This is a genomic window from Pseudomonas sp. AS2.8, assembly GCF_014190935.1.
In the GTDB taxonomy this organism is placed as follows: Bacteria; Pseudomonadota; Gammaproteobacteria; order Pseudomonadales; family Pseudomonadaceae; genus Chryseomonas.
Map to the genome: position 1 here is coordinate 174,861 of NZ_JACHVV010000001.1, position 16,228 is coordinate 191,088.

The 16,228-nt window shown below is 56.4% G+C and carries 7 protein-coding genes and 1 pseudogene; 4 read left to right on the forward strand and 4 right to left on the reverse strand.

Features of this window, described 5'->3' with window-relative positions; translation table 11 throughout:
* Window positions 1-1,048 precede the first annotated feature (1,048 nt).
* The 4 genes from FHR73_RS00810 to FHR73_RS00825 all read left to right on the forward strand — a co-directional run bounded on the left by FHR73_RS00810 (window position 1,049) and on the right by FHR73_RS00825 (window position 9,155).
* Entirely contained in the window at window positions 1,049-3,739 is a 2,691-nt protein-coding gene (locus FHR73_RS00810; protein WP_409258635.1) for a DNA methyltransferase, read from the forward strand.
* Entirely contained in the window at window positions 3,736-5,898 is a 2,163-nt protein-coding gene (locus FHR73_RS00815; RefSeq protein WP_183628788.1) for a DEAD/DEAH box helicase, read from the forward strand. The genes FHR73_RS00810 and FHR73_RS00815 overlap by 4 nt, the downstream gene beginning before the upstream one ends.
* On the forward strand, window positions 5,891-6,937 hold the full coding sequence (locus tag FHR73_RS00820; protein ID WP_183628790.1) for a GIY-YIG nuclease family protein: 1,047 nt from the start codon (window positions 5,891-5,893) through the stop codon (window positions 6,935-6,937). The genes FHR73_RS00815 and FHR73_RS00820 overlap by 8 nt, the downstream gene beginning before the upstream one ends.
* 673 nt (window positions 6,938-7,610) lie before the next feature.
* Complete coding sequence (locus FHR73_RS00825; protein ID WP_183628792.1) at window positions 7,611-9,155, forward strand: hypothetical protein; 1,545 nt, start codon at window positions 7,611-7,613, stop codon at window positions 9,153-9,155.
* Window positions 9,156-9,205: 50 nt separating this feature from the next.
* On the opposite strand, the pseudogene FHR73_RS22650 reads toward FHR73_RS00825, so the two are convergent.
* The 4 genes and pseudogenes from FHR73_RS22650 to FHR73_RS00840 form a co-directional block, all read right to left on the reverse strand.
* A pseudogene (locus tag FHR73_RS22650) lies at window positions 9,206-9,406 on the reverse strand (molybdenum cofactor guanylyltransferase MobA); the annotation flags it as partial.
* Window positions 9,407-9,597: 191 nt separating this feature from the next.
* On the reverse strand, window positions 9,598-12,915 hold the full coding sequence (locus FHR73_RS00830) for a DEAD/DEAH box helicase (protein ID WP_183628794.1): 3,318 nt from the start codon (window positions 12,913-12,915) through the stop codon (window positions 9,598-9,600).
* Window positions 12,908-13,510, reverse strand: coding sequence for a hypothetical protein (locus FHR73_RS00835; protein WP_260175362.1), 603 nt, complete (start codon window positions 13,508-13,510; stop codon window positions 12,908-12,910). Before FHR73_RS00835 ends, FHR73_RS00830 begins: the two co-directional genes overlap by 8 nt.
* A gap of 653 nt (window positions 13,511-14,163) precedes the next feature.
* Window positions 14,164-16,110, reverse strand: coding sequence for a bifunctional diguanylate cyclase/phosphodiesterase (locus tag FHR73_RS00840; protein WP_183628798.1), 1,947 nt, complete (start codon window positions 16,108-16,110; stop codon window positions 14,164-14,166).
* Window positions 16,111-16,228: the final 118 nt, after the last annotated feature.

A 16,228-nucleotide genomic window follows, 5' to 3' on the forward strand; every position in this document is an offset into this window, starting at 1 on the left:
TATTCATGTATGCTGAATCGGCTTTAGCTAATGTTTCAAAGCAAGAGGTGGTGACCCAATGAGAGATCGATCGCACAATGAGGCGATGGCCGAGCAGCTTGGTGCGGACCCTGCGTATGCGGCTGAACTACTTGCTGACGTGCTACGCGACGGCTGCCCGGCAGAACTGGTTATTTTGTTACAACAGCTAGCTCTCGCGTTTGGAGCGTTCGATCAGACCCAGCACGCTTAACCTCGCATCGTCCCCGATTCATTCCAGAAGACATTAATTCTATCGCCGCGTCGCTGCCTCCCCGAGTTACTTCAATACCCTTGCCGCTTAGGGCTGGCGTCGAGAGGTTGGCTGTTGTGTTCACAAAACCGTGGTTTTATAAAAATGGTAAAAGCCATCCAAAACTATTTGAATTTTCGGCGTCAGGATTGCGTCGACGAATAGGCAGATAAGCTATTCCAAGATCAAGTCGCTCACGAACGAGGATGCAGGGTTTGAGCTGGTACCCTGTCCCAACTATCCGTAATGGCAGCAAAACGCGACGTCTGCCCATTGTCGCGGTCCTCGGCGCGTTTCACATACGCCTGAAGACGCTGGAGCTAACGAGGTTGGCACTTCAGACGCCCAAGCCATTGGAAAGTTTTTCGCGCTACCGAAAGGCTACCCGGCCCCGGTCCCAATTCGTTCATGGCTCTGCATGGAAAAGGTTGGCACCGCCAGATCAAAAGGTAAGCGCCCTTCCTCAGGTACCCGTAGGAAGGTTAGGCGGATAAGATTGCAGGCGCTCAACTCCTAGCGGTCCAAGGTGGCGCCTTGTCCTTCATGTCCGCTGGGATACGCGCCCGTACTACTACGTCAGCTTTCATCGTATTGATCTCCATAGCACTGACGTATAATGCCGTTCGCATGTTGCTACATTTATCTCTTCTAAGCGCGATCCTGAAAGGAAAATGATTTGGCTTCTATCCTTTGGCCGGCTCCAAGATCATGTGCGACCTATGGGTATAGGATTAGACGGATCGGGGAAGGATCCCTGCTGAAACAAGACCGAACGCCATGCTAACACCAGGAGAAATATACTCAAATCTAGATGATCTCGCTGCCGATCCTCCGGCTGGAGGGGCGTTCGGTTTGGCGCTGATGGAGGCTGTGGGAGCTCCTCGCTCCACTATCACCAAACTTCGCGACACCGCGAAGAACGGCGCATTTACTTGGACGCGGATGTTGCGCTTCGAGGCGACCGAGCCCGGCGGAGCGGATAAGGCGCTGGACCGGATTCGTGCAGAAGTCGAGGCTGCGCCCAAGGGGCGGCGTCCCCGCGTGCTGCTCGCTTACGATGGCGAACGGATCGCCGCCTATGACACGAGCTCCAAGTTCGACGAAGAGCCACTTCGTGTCGGCCTCGATATGCTGTCGCTGGAGGGCGACGTGTTCTTCCCGCTGGGCGGACACGAACGCTACGTTGCGAAAAAGGAGCGTATGGCCGACGTTCGGGCTACGCGCTTCATCTCGCGCTTCCACGACGCAGTGCGCGACGCCAACCCAGGATGGACTACGGAAGCCGATCGGCACGCGCTCAATATTTTCATGGCGCGTATGCTGTTCTGCCTGTTCTCCGACGATGTTGGTATCTTTGGGAAGGATGCCTTCGAGATCGCCTTGCGCCAGTCGACGAGCGCGGATGGAGCGGACCTTGCAGCATTCCTCAAAGGCGCGTTTCTGCACATGAACACCGAGCGGGACAAGCGCTCGTCAGAGACGAAGGGTTGGTCCAAGCTGCCGTACGTCAACGGCTCTCTATTTAATGAAAATGTGCCCTTGCCGAGATTGGACGGGCGCTGTCGCAAGCTGCTCCTCGATTGTGCAGGGCTGAACTGGAAGCTTATCAACCCTGACATTTTTGGCTCTATGCTCCAGGCTGTCGTCGACGTGGAAAAGCGTGGCGAGCTGGGGATGCACTATACCTCCCCAGCTAACATCATGAAGGTGCTGGATCCCATCCTACTTGATTCGCTCCAAGCGGAGTTAGATAGGGCCGGGGTGAACAAGGCTCGGCTGCGGGATTTTCTAGAGCGACTGAGCCGCATCCGTGTGTTTGATCCGGCCTGCGGCTCAGGCAATTTCTTGATCCTTGCCTACAAGGAAATGCGGGCGCTGGAGATAGAGGCAATGCGCCGCCTCGCCATACCGCGCCTTTCGGGCATCATGTTAGAGCAGTTCTTCGGAATAGAGATCGACGATTTTGCTTGCCAGGCTGCACGGCTCGGTCTTTGGATTGCGAAGTACCAGTGCGACCAACAATTGGAGCTGGACCTCGGTCAGCGAACTGACTTCCTCCCGCTCCAGAAGGCGGGCGTGATAGTGAGGGGCAACGCGGCCGAGGTCGAATGGCTAAAGGCATGCCCACCGAATGCGACGGCGGAGACGATTGTAGTCGGTAATCCGCAGTTCCGCGGCTCGTCTTACTGGTCGCCCGAGCAGAAGGCGGACATGGCCCGCGTATTCAAGGGGCGCGTGAAAAATTGGGGCAATCTCGACTATGTGACGCTTTGGTTCGTAAAGGCGCGCGATTACGCGTTGGCAACCGGCGCGCCTTTTGCCTTCGTGGCTACTAACTCCATCGTGCAGGGCGTGCAGGTGCCTGAATTGTGGCCGCATCTGCTCGATGGGATGGAGATAAGCTTCGCGCATCGCTCATTCAAATGGTCCAACCTCGCTGCGCATAATGCCGGCGTGACCTGCGTTATCGTTGGCATGGGACGGCCGAGTAGTGCTCCTAAGCGCCTGTTCGACGGGGCAACCGTACGCGAGGTGGAGGTAATCGGTCCCTACCTCGCGCCGGGGACTACTGCCATCGTGGCAAAGACGAGCAAGCCGCTCGCACCTGACCTTGAGCCGATGACCCGCGGCAACCAGCCGACCGATGGCGGCAATTTGATACTAGACCGCGGCGATCGCGATGCCCTGTTGGAGACGCATCCGGCCGCGGCACGCTTTGTACGTCGGCTTTACGGCTCTCAGGAACTTATGAAGGGCATCGAGCGTTATTGCCTGTGGGTGGGAGACGACGAGGTCGAGGAGGCTAGGGCCATCCCTGAACTGGCAAGACGATTCGAAGCGGTAACGCAGGATCGTTCCAAGCCGAAGGCGTCCGACATTTCAAAGGCGTTTGCAGATCGGCCTCATCGCTTTTTGCAACGTCCAGGCGCGGCGGCTTCGCATACAATCATGATTCCGCGTCCAGCGAGTAAGGACCGCCACTACCTACCCGTCGATGTAAAAGACGAGACAAACATCACGTCCAGCGAGGCCTTCGGCATCTTCGACGGTGCGATCTGGCAGGCCGCTGTCCTATCCTCGCGCCTGCACCGATTATGGCTGGAGACGGTCGGCGGGCGTCTCAAGGAGGACCCGCGCTACTCGAACACGCTCGTCTGGAACACCTTTCCCCTCCCGCCCCTTTCGGGACGTCGCAAGGCGGACCTCGAAGAGCACTGGTGGACGATCGACGAGGCGCGCAAGGAGGCGGGGTTCGGGCGCTCGCTTGGGGATATGTATGCCTCCGCCACCATGCCACGCGCCTTGCGTCGCGCTCATGAGGAGCTGGACGAGACGATGGAGACGATCTTCGGCTCCCGGCGCTACCGCTCGGACGCCGACCGGATCGAGCATATGCTGCAACTCTATGCACGCATGGCGCTCGGAGATGAAAAGCCGTTCGGGATCAGAGGAGAGGTGGACGCATGAGTGACACGAAAAGCAAGGCGGGTGAGAACGGTCTTGGCTCAATCACGCTCAATTACGACGGAACGGGCGCGTCTAAGGCGACCGACAGTTTCGGCATGCGTGCAATGCAAGTCCGCGTGTGGGACAAGCGGGACGCGCAGCACCTTCTGGTCAAGTCGCCGCCTGCCTCGGGCAAGTCACGTGCAGCCATGTTCGTGGGCCTCGAAAAGCTGAGAACCCGTGACGTCGATCGCGTGGTGATCGCGGTGCCGGAACGATCCATCGGTGCCTCCTTTCGAAGTGCTGGTCTTGCCGCGGGCGGCTTCCATTCGGACTGGCAGCTCGACCTCGACCTCTGCACCGTCGGCTCGGAAACGGGCCGCAAGGTCGATGAACTGATCGGGTTCCTTCGCGGCGAGGGTGGCGCCCAGACAGCTCTCTGCACCCACTCTACTCTGCGCGCCGCCTACGCTAAAACTGATGACGTTGCCTTGTTCGACCGCACGCTGGTCTGCGTGGACGAACTGCACCACGCGTCTTCAGACGAGAACAGTCGGCTCGGCAACCTATTGCGCGGACTGATCGACAGAGCGGGCGAGGCTGGGTGTGAGGCGGCTCATATCCTCGCCATGACGGGTTCCTACTTCCGCGGTGACGGCATGGCGGTACTGCACCCGCAGGACGAGGCGCGCTTCGAGAGGGTGATTTACACTTACTATGAGCAGCTCAACGGCTACGAATATCTAAAGACGCTCCGCATCAACTTCCGCTTCTACCAAGGTAAGTATCTGGACGCGATAGGCGCGGCGCTGGATCCCTGCCTCAAGACCATCGTGCATATCCCCCACGTCGGCTCGGCAGAGGGGAGCGGGTTTAACAAGATGTTCGCTGTGGACGCGATCGTGGATGCGATTGGCGAGCGGATGGGCAAGAATCCGCAGATCAGCGTAAACCTGGTGACAGGTTTCGTTCACGTGACGGCTGGCGGCCGTACGCTCAAGATCGCGAATCTCGTGGATGACAGCGCAGACCGCGAGAAGGTACTCGCGAGTTTGCGCGCAGTAAAGAACCGCGACGACGTCGACATTATAATTGCACTCGGGATGGCCAAAGAGGGTTTCGACTGGGTGTGGTGCGAGCATGTTCTCACGGTGGGCTATAGAGGCTCACTGACTGAAGTGGTGCAAATTATTGGCCGAGCGACACGCGATGCGCCCGGCAAGGCCGAGGCACAGTTTACGAACCTTGTCTCAGCGCCCTTCGCCAAGGACGAGGCGGTAAGCCGCGCTGTCAACGATATGCTTAAGGCTATCTCCGTCTCGTTGCTGATGGAGCAGGTGATGGCACCAGTCTTCAAGTTCCGTACGCATAAAGGTGCTGACGGATTTGATGGTTCGCCCGGCGACAAGCTCAAGCCCGAGCCTGTGACCAATGCAGGAGAGATCGAAATTGTTGGTATGCCGGAGATCGATACGAAGGCTATCGAAGCGATCGAAACCGACTTCAATGATTTGTTCGCAGACGTGCAGAATGACTCGCGCACGCTCACGGTTATGATCAATCCCGATGACCACCACACGGACGTTATGTACGATCTCGTAGTCACGGATGTAATCAAACGGCGTTATCCCGGCTTCTCCGAAGAGCAAATCCAGGATGCGGTTGGCCTATTCGGAGTGCGCGCTGGGCTGGGCCGTGAGGTCGCAAAAGACCCGAGCATCATTCAGACTCCAAGCCTTTCCGAAGAGGAACAGTCTCTCTTTGCTGGGCAAGAGGACGGCGATGGCGCGCATGCCACGACCGGCACAAACGCTGGTGATCGTTTCGTTCAGCAGGCGAGGCGGTTCATCAATGTTCAGGAGTTGCAGGTCGATCTTCTCGGCGGCCGCCGAGACTTCGATGACGCATATGAACTGCTATCCAAGGAACTTTCCGAGGAGCTGCTTGCGCGCCTCCACGGCGAGGTCCGCGCCCTCAAGGTAAGCATGACGCAGGAAGAAGCTGAGAAGCTTTATCAGCGTATCAAAGAATTTATCCAGCGCGAGGGCCGTGAGCCCAATCTAAATTCTCCAAATGGCCGCGAGGTAAGGCTAGCAGAAGCCTTGGCGTTCCTGCGCAAGCTTTCGCGAGACAAACGCGCTGCTATGGCAGGGGCTGACAAGGGTGAAGTTGATGCCTGAAACAATCGACTACTTAAACGATGAGCTTCTTCTCACATCTGATGAGAAGCCGAGGGCGCCACAAACGCCCCTCCTCGACCGTGCAGTCGAAGTTATCAAGCGTATTAACGCATTTATCGACGAGACTGGTGCCGAGCCTGTCTCCGAGCCAGGACGCGGTGTTCGAGAGCGCATGCTCGCCAATGAATTAGCTGGACTGCGGGCATCGAAAGCGGACCTTGATGGGCTCGCATCTTACGACACGCGCGCCCTCATCTTCGGCAGGACAAGCGGTGCCGACCCTCTGGATGATCCTCTCATTTCTGACGATCTCGACATCTTTGAGGTGCGCGGAGAGCTGAAACCGATGGCACGACCCGACTTCGTTGCTGACCGTCGCCCGTGCCCCGACTTCGAGCGCTTCGAGTCGTTGTTTATACGCGTTCGGAAGACTGTCGAGGGCGGGAAGCGAACCCCCCAACCCTTTCGGCAGGAGCGCGTAGAGCTGGGCGAGTTCTTCGTCCTAAAGGGGCAAATTGTGCATGTTGCTGATGTTCGCGACGAGCACCGGCGCAACGGCAAACTGGACGCACGGCTGCGCGTCATCTTCGACAATGGTACGGAATCGAATTTGCTGATGTCATCGCTGGTACGGCGGCTCTATGAGGACAAAGACGCCCGCAGAATCGGTACGGCGGGCGCCGGCCCCCTTTTCGAGGGCGCTCAAACAGGCTTCGTCTATGTCCTGCGTTCTCGATCAAACAAGCCTGAAGTCCAAGGACTACTTAAGGTGGGCACCACATCAGGAACAGTCGAGGATCGTGTCGCCCGCGCCGAAACTCAGTCGACGTTCTTGTTTGCGCCCGTGGAGGTTTTGGTAACTTACGAACTAAAGGGCTACTCGGCGAAAGAAGCCGAACAGCGCATTCACCGTGCGCTGCGTACCTACCACACGGCTCTAAAGGTGATAGGGCCGGACGGGCGATCCTTCAGTGCAGTGGAGTGGTTCAAGGCGACGCCGGAACTGGTGGAAGAGGCCATCAACGTAGCACTCAGTTGAGGAAGGTCAGGTTGTCGAGAGGAGCTCAATTTTCGGGTTATGTAGCTTGCTGGTTTTTATCCTGAGACGATAAGCAAAGCAACGCCGTTCACGCGTGAGGTATGGTATTAAGCGTGGCACTCAACAAAAGCTCCTTGAGCAAGTGATTGATTTCGATAGAAAAATATTTTCTATCAATAATGGAGTGGGAGTGATCCCGTAGCCGGCATAGACCGGTACGTCTAGCAGAGAAAACCAAAAGCCCGCGTAATTGCGGGCTTTTGGCTTTTGGCTTTTGGCTTTTGGCTTTTGGCTTTTGGCTTTTGGCTTTTGGCTTTTTGATGAGGGTGAATCCTTGCAATTATTTGTGACCGATCGCTAGCGGCCGGTCAGCACCAAAAGGAAAGGGCGATTATCCGTCGGGCGCGCCACAGGAGCGCCTAGACGCTCACGTGGAAAGTTGCATCTGACTTGACCAGACATTTGCCTCGGATGTGGCCAGCGCACGGGTAGGTCTTGACCGGCAGGAATGGACCCAAAGCTGTCGTTGCTGTAAGGCAGCTAGCGGCCATAAGCAGCCGTTCGATGTGTCTAGACAATCTAGGGCGATTCAAACCGCTGCGGGTTACAGGATGTCCATGGAACGGAGGGTATGAAATCATTGGCCGCTCCGAACATATAAGGAAGAACGCTGTTGTCTGCTACCAAGGATCTCATTTCCCTACACCTGGATAAGGCTGCGGCGCAACTACGTGCCGAGGCGCTTGAGCAAAACAGGGCCCTCCGCCTGGAGCTGGAAGAGCTCAAGACGTCAAACACGCGTCTGTTCCACGAAGCCCAGAGCCTGATCGGCAATGCCGAGGCGAAGATCTCCGAGCGAGCCATTGAGAAAACACTGGCGATTCTTCATCACATAAAGCAGTGGATTCTCGCGGTTGGCGCGTTCATTACCCTGGCATTAGCCGTAGGAACATTCTTTGGCTACAAGAACCTTACCGACAGCTTGACGAACCTCTTCACGAACAAGGTTGATCGGTGGTTACGCTTCGAAGACGGTGATAGCGATGAAAGCAGGGCACTTGATGCAGTGCGCACTCAAGCGCTGCTCGACGCATACATGGTGCGTTTCGCCCGTGACCGTCTGAGTGGACACGACGGTTCATTGTCTCTGACGGAAGCCGAGCGGCAGCGTCTACTAGCGATTCTTCAGGATCCCTCATCGGATGCCGGGCAGTTCTCCGATGCGCTGACCATCATTACCCGTAGTCGTGGATTATTTGCACCGGCTTGGATGGATGACCCAACCGGCAAGGCCCTTGCCCTACTGGTAAACGACCCTTCATTAAGCCAACACAAACGGGAGCTGCTGTTTGAGCGACTGAAGTTAGACCGTGCATTCCTACCGTTCTCGCGCACCCTCATCGCTGACGCAAATAGCGTTTGGCCTATGAAAATGCTGGCATTCGATAACCTCAAATTGTTCGAAGACCCTATGGCCTTGACGTTCGCCCAGGCCAATGTGAACGAGGCGGACCGTGCCTATCGCTCCAAGCTGGCGCTCTACGTCGCGAAGGAGACGGGGTCTTATGCGGCGATGAACGAATACGCACAGTTCCTGCGTCAGAAAAAGCCAGAGTGGTGGCAATCCGATTTGCTGGGACTGGTGGGAGGTTTGGGTAAAATCTTGCCAAGCACTGGTGAGTTGCCGTTAGACGATATCAGTGCGCTGATCGGTGATAGCGTACTGCTGGGAGCAGGCATTCGCCTGACTGATCAGTTGGGTAACAGACGCCTGGCACTGGAGTTGGATGGAGGCTACGCAGAGCTGGTCGAGCCCGGCAATTGGCTCAATGAGCCACGCGTGATTAGTGCGATTATCCGACGTCAGCCACTTTCACCTGATTGGTTGACCAAGGTGGTCTCGTTCTTCCAGGTCAATGACCGAGGTTACGAACTGGCGACCCTGCAACTTACGCTTCGAGACGGGGACCGCCTGCTGACGCAGCAAGGTTCCGTCAGCGCCAGTGACGTGCGTGGCCAAGTGTGGTTGAGGGTTGCAACCGTTCCGGGGGGGAATCGGCTTAGCGCGACCTGGCGCGATGCGAACACCGGGCGGATATCGGTAAGCGTGATCGAGTCACCGCAGAGCTTGCCCAACAGCCTTTTCCAACTGTCGTTTGATCCCCAGCTGTTGAAAAGCCTGACCTATCAAATACGCGACTATGAGGACTACCTATGATTTGAAGAGGCGCTCAGCCCTGCAGGGCCTAGGGGGGTGTTTAATGTTCCTCAGCATGTATTGCCATCCGGGCATTCCAGCCCAGCCACACCTTCGCGGGACAAGGCGTTCTCCAGGCTGCGCTCTCCGGCATTCTGTCCTTGCACGAGCCAAGATAGAACCCGGCGAGGCAACACGCAGAACATCGGCTGCCAGTAACCGCCTTGACACACCATGGCAGCGCTGTCACGAGTCGCTGCAAGACTGAGCAGGTTTATCGAAGGTGGGTAGAGGTGTTGGCTACGGAGCGACAACTCTCCGGAACAGACGTTTGATACGCCTCGAATGTCCGCTTCTGGCCGATAGCAGCCGTTCGTGAAGGGCGGCTATCGGCCAAAAGCGGACCGTTATGCTGTCTGCGAAATTCAGGCCCTAAAGGGCTGCAAATTTAGCTAAACCGCCTCTATGGACTTTGCGTTAATTCGCTGAATGCTGCCATCACAGTTGCTTTTCGCACCCTTTCTAATAAATCTTCGAAATCTTCATTGTCGTTGCTAGGGGCTAAGTAAGGCTGGATCTTAGTAAATTGGGCACGAGCGCTGGGCCGCGAAACCCCTTTGAGGTGAACTGCATGCGCAAGATGCTCTGGACTACCGCAACCCTTTCGAACGACTCCGCTTAGGGTGAGCAACGTTGTCGAAATTAAAGGGGGCTCACCAGCGGCGGTGGCTTTTGCGGCAAGAATTCGAGCCGGGAGCCCTGCAACAAAGGCGAGGTCTGCTGCCAAGCGCACGGAGAAATGGCGAGCAGTCTCACAGGTTTTTATTTTTTTCTCCGCAGTCCCTATTGCACGCTCCAGGTCGCAAAGTGGTTTTCCATCCATCCATGCTTTTAGGAGCAATTTAATCACTGGGAGAGCCTTTTTCGCCTTTGCATTATCGCTATCAAGTGCACGATATTCATTGCCAAACAGGCCTTCGATATCAGTCGGCCTGATCAACTGGAGGAGCCACTCAGGTTGCATTTCTATCCAGTCAAATAACACCTGCATGCAATCCAAAGAGTTTGCGGAAAAAGCACCCGTTTCGATTAATTTATTTAAACTGGATACGATCTCATACGGAAGCCCCGATGATGAAGCCACTCTCTCCAGCCAATTGAACTCTTTTACGGGTGTTAGTTCGGCGCGGCGCCTAAGAGCTGATTCAATTCGGCTTTCGATCCACTCTAGGTTCTTATCTCGACGCATACGAAATGCGGCAAAGGATCTTCCGATTATAGACTTTGCCAACTCATCAGGTGCTTCCTCATCGCCGATTGGTAAACGTGCAAGAAGGTAGTCTTCGTTTCCCTCGAAAACATCAGAGTGAATACGGTCTAAGAGACTTGTAAGGGGGTCATCAATTTTCAAGCATTGATCAGATTGAGAGAAAATCCCCTGTAACGTAATCCAATGCTTGGCGATGCTGTTGTTCTTGTCGTCTAGGTTGATGATTTTGCTAGGCACGACTAAAACGAAACCTTGGCCTCCTTCACCAGCGCGCCCCGCTCTCCCTGCCGCGTTTAGCAGTTCATGAGCGTCGAGTTGCTTCATCTTATCCCCTGCCACATCCCACCTGCTGTCGCCAGCAATGAGAACGATATCGCTGGGTAGATTCATTCCTTGGGCGAGTGTCGATGTTGCAAAAAGCGCGTTGATACCGTCGCGACGCTTGAACAACGACTCATGAAGCAGTCGTTCGTATTTAATTAACTGTGAGTGGTGACTGGCAGCGCCACCATCAACACAATCAGAGGAGTCGAGTTTCAGGTAACAATACTGTGCTCCCCCAAGCTCCTCCTCTGCAAGCTTTCGCCAGGATTGCTCTTCGTCAGTGAGCGGCGTTTTTCGTGTGGGTAGCAGTTCTCGAAAATGGCGAACCGAGGACTCTGCCATGACGGTGCTTTGTACGAACGTCAGTGTTTTCAAGCCTACCTCCGCTGCGGCAGCGGCGATAGCTCCAGCGACCTGATTACCATTTGGCGTGAGATACCATTTTTTAGGCTTTGAAACCACGCCGGTTCCGAACGCAACAGGCTTGTCGAGCAATGCCATTAAGGCATAGTCATCTCGATTGCGGGTGGCCCAAGTCTGTCTGAGGCAGAAAAAGGCGAATGGTGGCGCACTAAGCCTGGCTTTGAGCTTTGCCGGGACCCCCAGTGTGGTAGAGGTTGCAAGCTCGGTGCGAAGTAATGATTCAAGCTCTGATATGCGTTCAGCGCTGTAAGCTACGCATCCACGAGCTTGTCTGGTTGGCTTCCAGGCCAAATCAAGTGCCAGACAGGGTCTACCTGTTAGTTCCGCAATCCATCCTGATATTTCTTCAGCATTCTGCATCATCGCTGATATCAGCAGAAGATCTGCTTCCGGTACTAAACGCGTGAGATTGAGAATGCATAGCATTGCGTCGATGCTGCGACGGCTACGATCAGCCTCTCTCGGATGCAACAAATGGCATTCATCAAACATTACCAACCCAACATCACTGAACGAGCCCGGTTGCAAAGATTGCAGCATAAGACATCGTTCAGGAGTAGTTACGACAATCTCTGGTAGCTCCGCCTCTACAGAGAAAGAAACTTCCTCGTCGAGGTCGCCAAATACGCTGAAGCCACTAAATGCATTCTGAAGGGTGAAGGCTGTTTGATCGACAAGTGCCAGAGTCGGTGCCAAAACAACTACCTTACTACCTTGCAGTAAGGTTGCAGCGATCTTTAGCTCCGCGAGGGTAGACTTTCCACCGCCGGTAGGGAAGCTAACAGTGGCCGAAAACCCCCTTGTGAGATACCCTTGACTGAGCGCAGCACGATGGTTACGCCACAAATACGGGCGCTTACTGGCAGCTCTACGGATTACTCCCCACCATTGATTCTCATCAATACCAGAAGGGGCAGTCACGCGGCACAAGCTGGAAGAGGCGAGATCGCTCGCAACAGCGTATAGAAGCTTCGCAAGATGTAGGGGGCCAGGAAAAATACTGACTGCCCGAGGACCATCGCCATCGAAAACGTCTTCGATAGTGCTAACGCACAACGCTATGACCTCAGAGAAGATTTTTTTCGCTGAGGGGAGTTCGTCCAACGCAGATGCTCTGGGGCGGGAGAGAAGCTCACGCATTAACTCCTGTACGCCTTCATGTAGCCGCCTAAACAACGCATCAACCGCGCACCCCGGCCCACTTGTGTCGACGGGTAAATCATAAGAAAAAGCTTCGTCTACTATAAGAGGCGCCTCAAGGCGACCCGCAGCCAGATCCCCAATGGCTCTGATTAGTCGACTTTCCGAAGAACGCCCATCACTCAAAGGAATCAGGCGCTTTGCCATTTCGGCCGCGTCGCTTTGTGAGTCTGCAATCAAGAAAAGCAAAGTGCTAGATATCTCAGGGGCTACGTGAGCAGCGCCAATATAAGAGCCTCGCTTTTCGATATCCTCAGCCACAGCTTGGGCCATTAGACAAAGCTGGTGTGCCGTTCCAGCTACAAATGCTGCAGCTATGCGGTCCGAGCGCTCGGGAGAGGTCGCGACCAAAAGCTCTTGTGTGGCCGCCAAGCGGCCCATTTGCTCAAGGAGTTCGTCCAGAACCTTACTACGTCCTTCAGTATCGATAGCCCCCCGCAACCTAACACGCGCAGCAACGATCTCGGCGAAAGCGTTTGTGAACTGCTGTGGAAGCTCCTCCAGATTAAGCGAGTGAAGAGGAGGTGCAGCATTAATCAAACTCACTGTTACCGGATCAAACATCGTCTCTCCATGCCTCAATGTGCTTAACGGCATTCGCCGAAAATTGACTCATCCAGTTACGCAAATTCGGGATAGAGATGGTTTCCGCCTGCCTGCGCAGAATATCTCCAGGAGCGACCTTATCGAAGCCCTTGAACAGGGAGGCACGACGCTTGTCTTTGTCGTGATCAGCTTCGGTTGTAATAGCTACGCGGTAGTATCGGGCTTGCTCCCAAACAATTGCCTCGACCGCCGCATCTATATCCAAGTCTGGAAAGCGATTGATGTGCGCTTCAAGAATCCCGCCGGTTTCCTGAATTAGCTCAGGCATCCTCTGGCCTTCCTCCAGAGCCCTAATGCCCGGCCAAACATCCTGTCTCACTGTTTTTCTATGGAGGTCTGTGGCCTTATCTTCAAAAATGACTACTGCAATTACATTTTCGTTTGCTTCATCTAGCTTGAGTTGTATACCGTCGAAGCCCTTATGAGCGACGATGTTGTGAGGAGCTCGAACGATCGCGCCAGACGAGCTCCGGTGAGCAGCTATCCATGAGATTGCCTGGAAAACCCATCCGTCTCGATGATAGGGATCCGTACCTACTGGGACGGTAAGCATTGTGATTGCACCCGCAGCTGTGTCGGCGCGCGTGCTAGGGGCCTTTTTATCGATGCAGGTAAGTATTGCCGCTACATGACGCGATTGGCCAAGTGCTATTCGAGCCACCATTCGCGCTAGTTCTTCCTCATCAGTTATTGTCCAGCGGGCTCCGTGACAGAGTGACGCATGGACTATTGGCGTGAGCGTTAATGGCATCCGTTCCAACCTTAAGCACGAGAGGCTTTAATCGAACTGTGTACCAGTTTGCCGATAGAGACACTTTCGTTCAATTGCTTGGGTCCAGAAAGATGACTTTCATAAGGCGGCGTGACCTCCAGCCCGTTACCGCACTTCAAAGGACCAGACGGGCGCTCGTAAGAGGCTGTCATTAACCCGCAGATGCTCCCGTAGAGGTGGACATCCCGGCCCGATGCCCGCTTCGAGCCAGTAGCTGCCCACCGCCAACGGCAGCTTTGGGTCGGTAGCGGCCGCTTGTAGACATGCGCTTCTTGCCGCCAGCGGCTACGGAATGATTAAAATGAAGTGGCATGAGTGAGTACGTAAACCCAAACGGCGCAAGGTGTTGCGGGATTACAGTTGTGAGCGGACGTGGCTGAACCAGAGGTCGCTGCTTGGACAAGAGCTCGCGTCGAACCTAATACCTCTAGGAGTCATACCGCCAGCACCTCAGCCAAATGCTCCCCCTCCAACCAACCCCTGATCTCACTCGCCCGCATCGGCTTGGCGAACAGATACCCCTGCGCCCTTGTGCAGCCAAGATTCTTCAGCGCACCCAGTTCCGCCGTGGTCTCCACCCCTTCCACGATGCATTCCAGCTGCATGTCCTGGCACAGGGCGATCAGGGATTTGACGATCTTGAAGCTGGCCGGGTCGAGGTGGAGGTTGGTGACGAAGGTGCGGTCCACCTTGAGCTTGGTCAGGGGCAGTGCGTGGATCTGGCTCAGGCTGGAATAGCCGGTGCCGAAGTCGTCGAGGGAGATGCCGCAGCCCAGTTCGCGAAAGCGGCTGATGGCGCGCTGGGTCTGGGGCAGGTCCTGGATGGCGGCGGTTTCGGTGATTTCCAGGTCGAGGCAGGCCGGGTCGAAAGGACTGCGCTTTATCAGTTCGACGATCTGCTGGGCGGCTTCCTCGGAGGCACAGTCGTGGGCGGAGAGGTTGAAGGCCAGGCGGATGCCTGCAGGCCAGCGCGCCGCCGCGTTCAAGGCCTTGTTCAGCAGGGGCAGGGTGAGTCTATTGACCATGCCGACGCGCTCGGCGGTGGAGATGAAGTCACCCGGCGGCACGTTGCCCAGCTCCGGGCTTTCCCAGCGGGCCAGGGCCTCGAAGGCCACCGTCTGCTTGCTGTGGATGTCCACGATGGGCTGGAAGACCATGTAGAACTCGCGCTCCAGGTCGGCTCGGCGCAAGGCCTGTTCGGTCAGGCCTTCGCGATTGAGCTGCTGGCGATGGGCAGTGCTGAACAGGCAGGCCGTGCCGGGGCGGTGGCGCTTGCTCTGGTACAGGGCGTAGTCGGCATGCTCATAGACGTCCGTGGCGGAAAAGGCCTGGTCGGGAAAGGTCGCGAGGCCCAGCGAGCCACTGATCTGGATGGGCAGGTCCACCAGCAGGAAGGGCTCGCGCAGGCTGGCGCAGACCCTTTCGCCAAACGCCCGCAGCTGCTCATCGTTCAAGACCCCAGTGATGATCAGGCTGAATTCATCGCCGCCCAGGCGGGCCAGGTGGACGTCTTCGTCGAGCAGCGTGCTCAGGCGCTGGCCGACCTGATAGAGCAGCCGGTCGCCCACGCTATGGCCATAGAGATCGTTGACCGGCTTGAAGCCGTCCAGGTCGATCAGGCCCACGGCCAGGCGGGTCCCCTGGGCGCGCGCGTCGGCCAGAAGGGTATCGAGGCGGGCAAAGAACTGTCGTCGATTGGCGAGGCCGGTCAGGCTGTCCTGATTGGCGAGCTTGAGGTTTTCCTCGCTGAGTTTCGCCGTCTGCGCCTGCATGTTCACCAGGCGGGTGAAGTCGCCGTACTGCGCCTTGAGGATGACCAGCATGGCGATGGACACCAGCAGGACGTCGATCGCCGTGGCCACGAAGGTGCTGATGGTGGTCGAGGCGAAGAACACCACGAAGGCGGTGTTGACCACGGCGGTGGTGGCCAGGGCCGCGGGCAGCAGGTGCATCATGCAGAAGATGCAGCCGATCACGGTGATCGCCATGTAGAAGCCCACATGCGCCTGGGTATAGCTGTCGCCATAGGGAAACAGCGCTAGCGCCCAGGCGGTGAAGGCCGAGGCCACGAAGGGCGCGAGCCAATTGGTGCGCTTCAGGGCCGTCAGCATCTGCGTCGGACTGCGCGGCCGATTGCGTGTGCGGAGCCATTCGGCCGCGCGGATCACGCCGAACAGCGTCATGATCAACGGGCAGTAGACCACTAGCCAGCGTGGCGCGACGGCGTAGTGGGTGCCGGCCAGCATCAGGGTGTTGGTCAGCAGGATGAAGTACATCATTGGCAGCTGGCGCGACAGCGCAAGGTATTGCGCCTTGACCAGGCCAGGATTGTCCTTGGGCACGGACATCAAGGCTCGCACGCCGAGCAGGATTCTCTTCATCGGGCAATGCTCTGAAAATACGACCAGGTAACCAACTGCACGGAATATCCTTTCCAGCCTGGGCGGAGCAGGGTTGAAGGCTGCGCTCATGGGAGGATGTCGGCTGGCGTCCGGATTT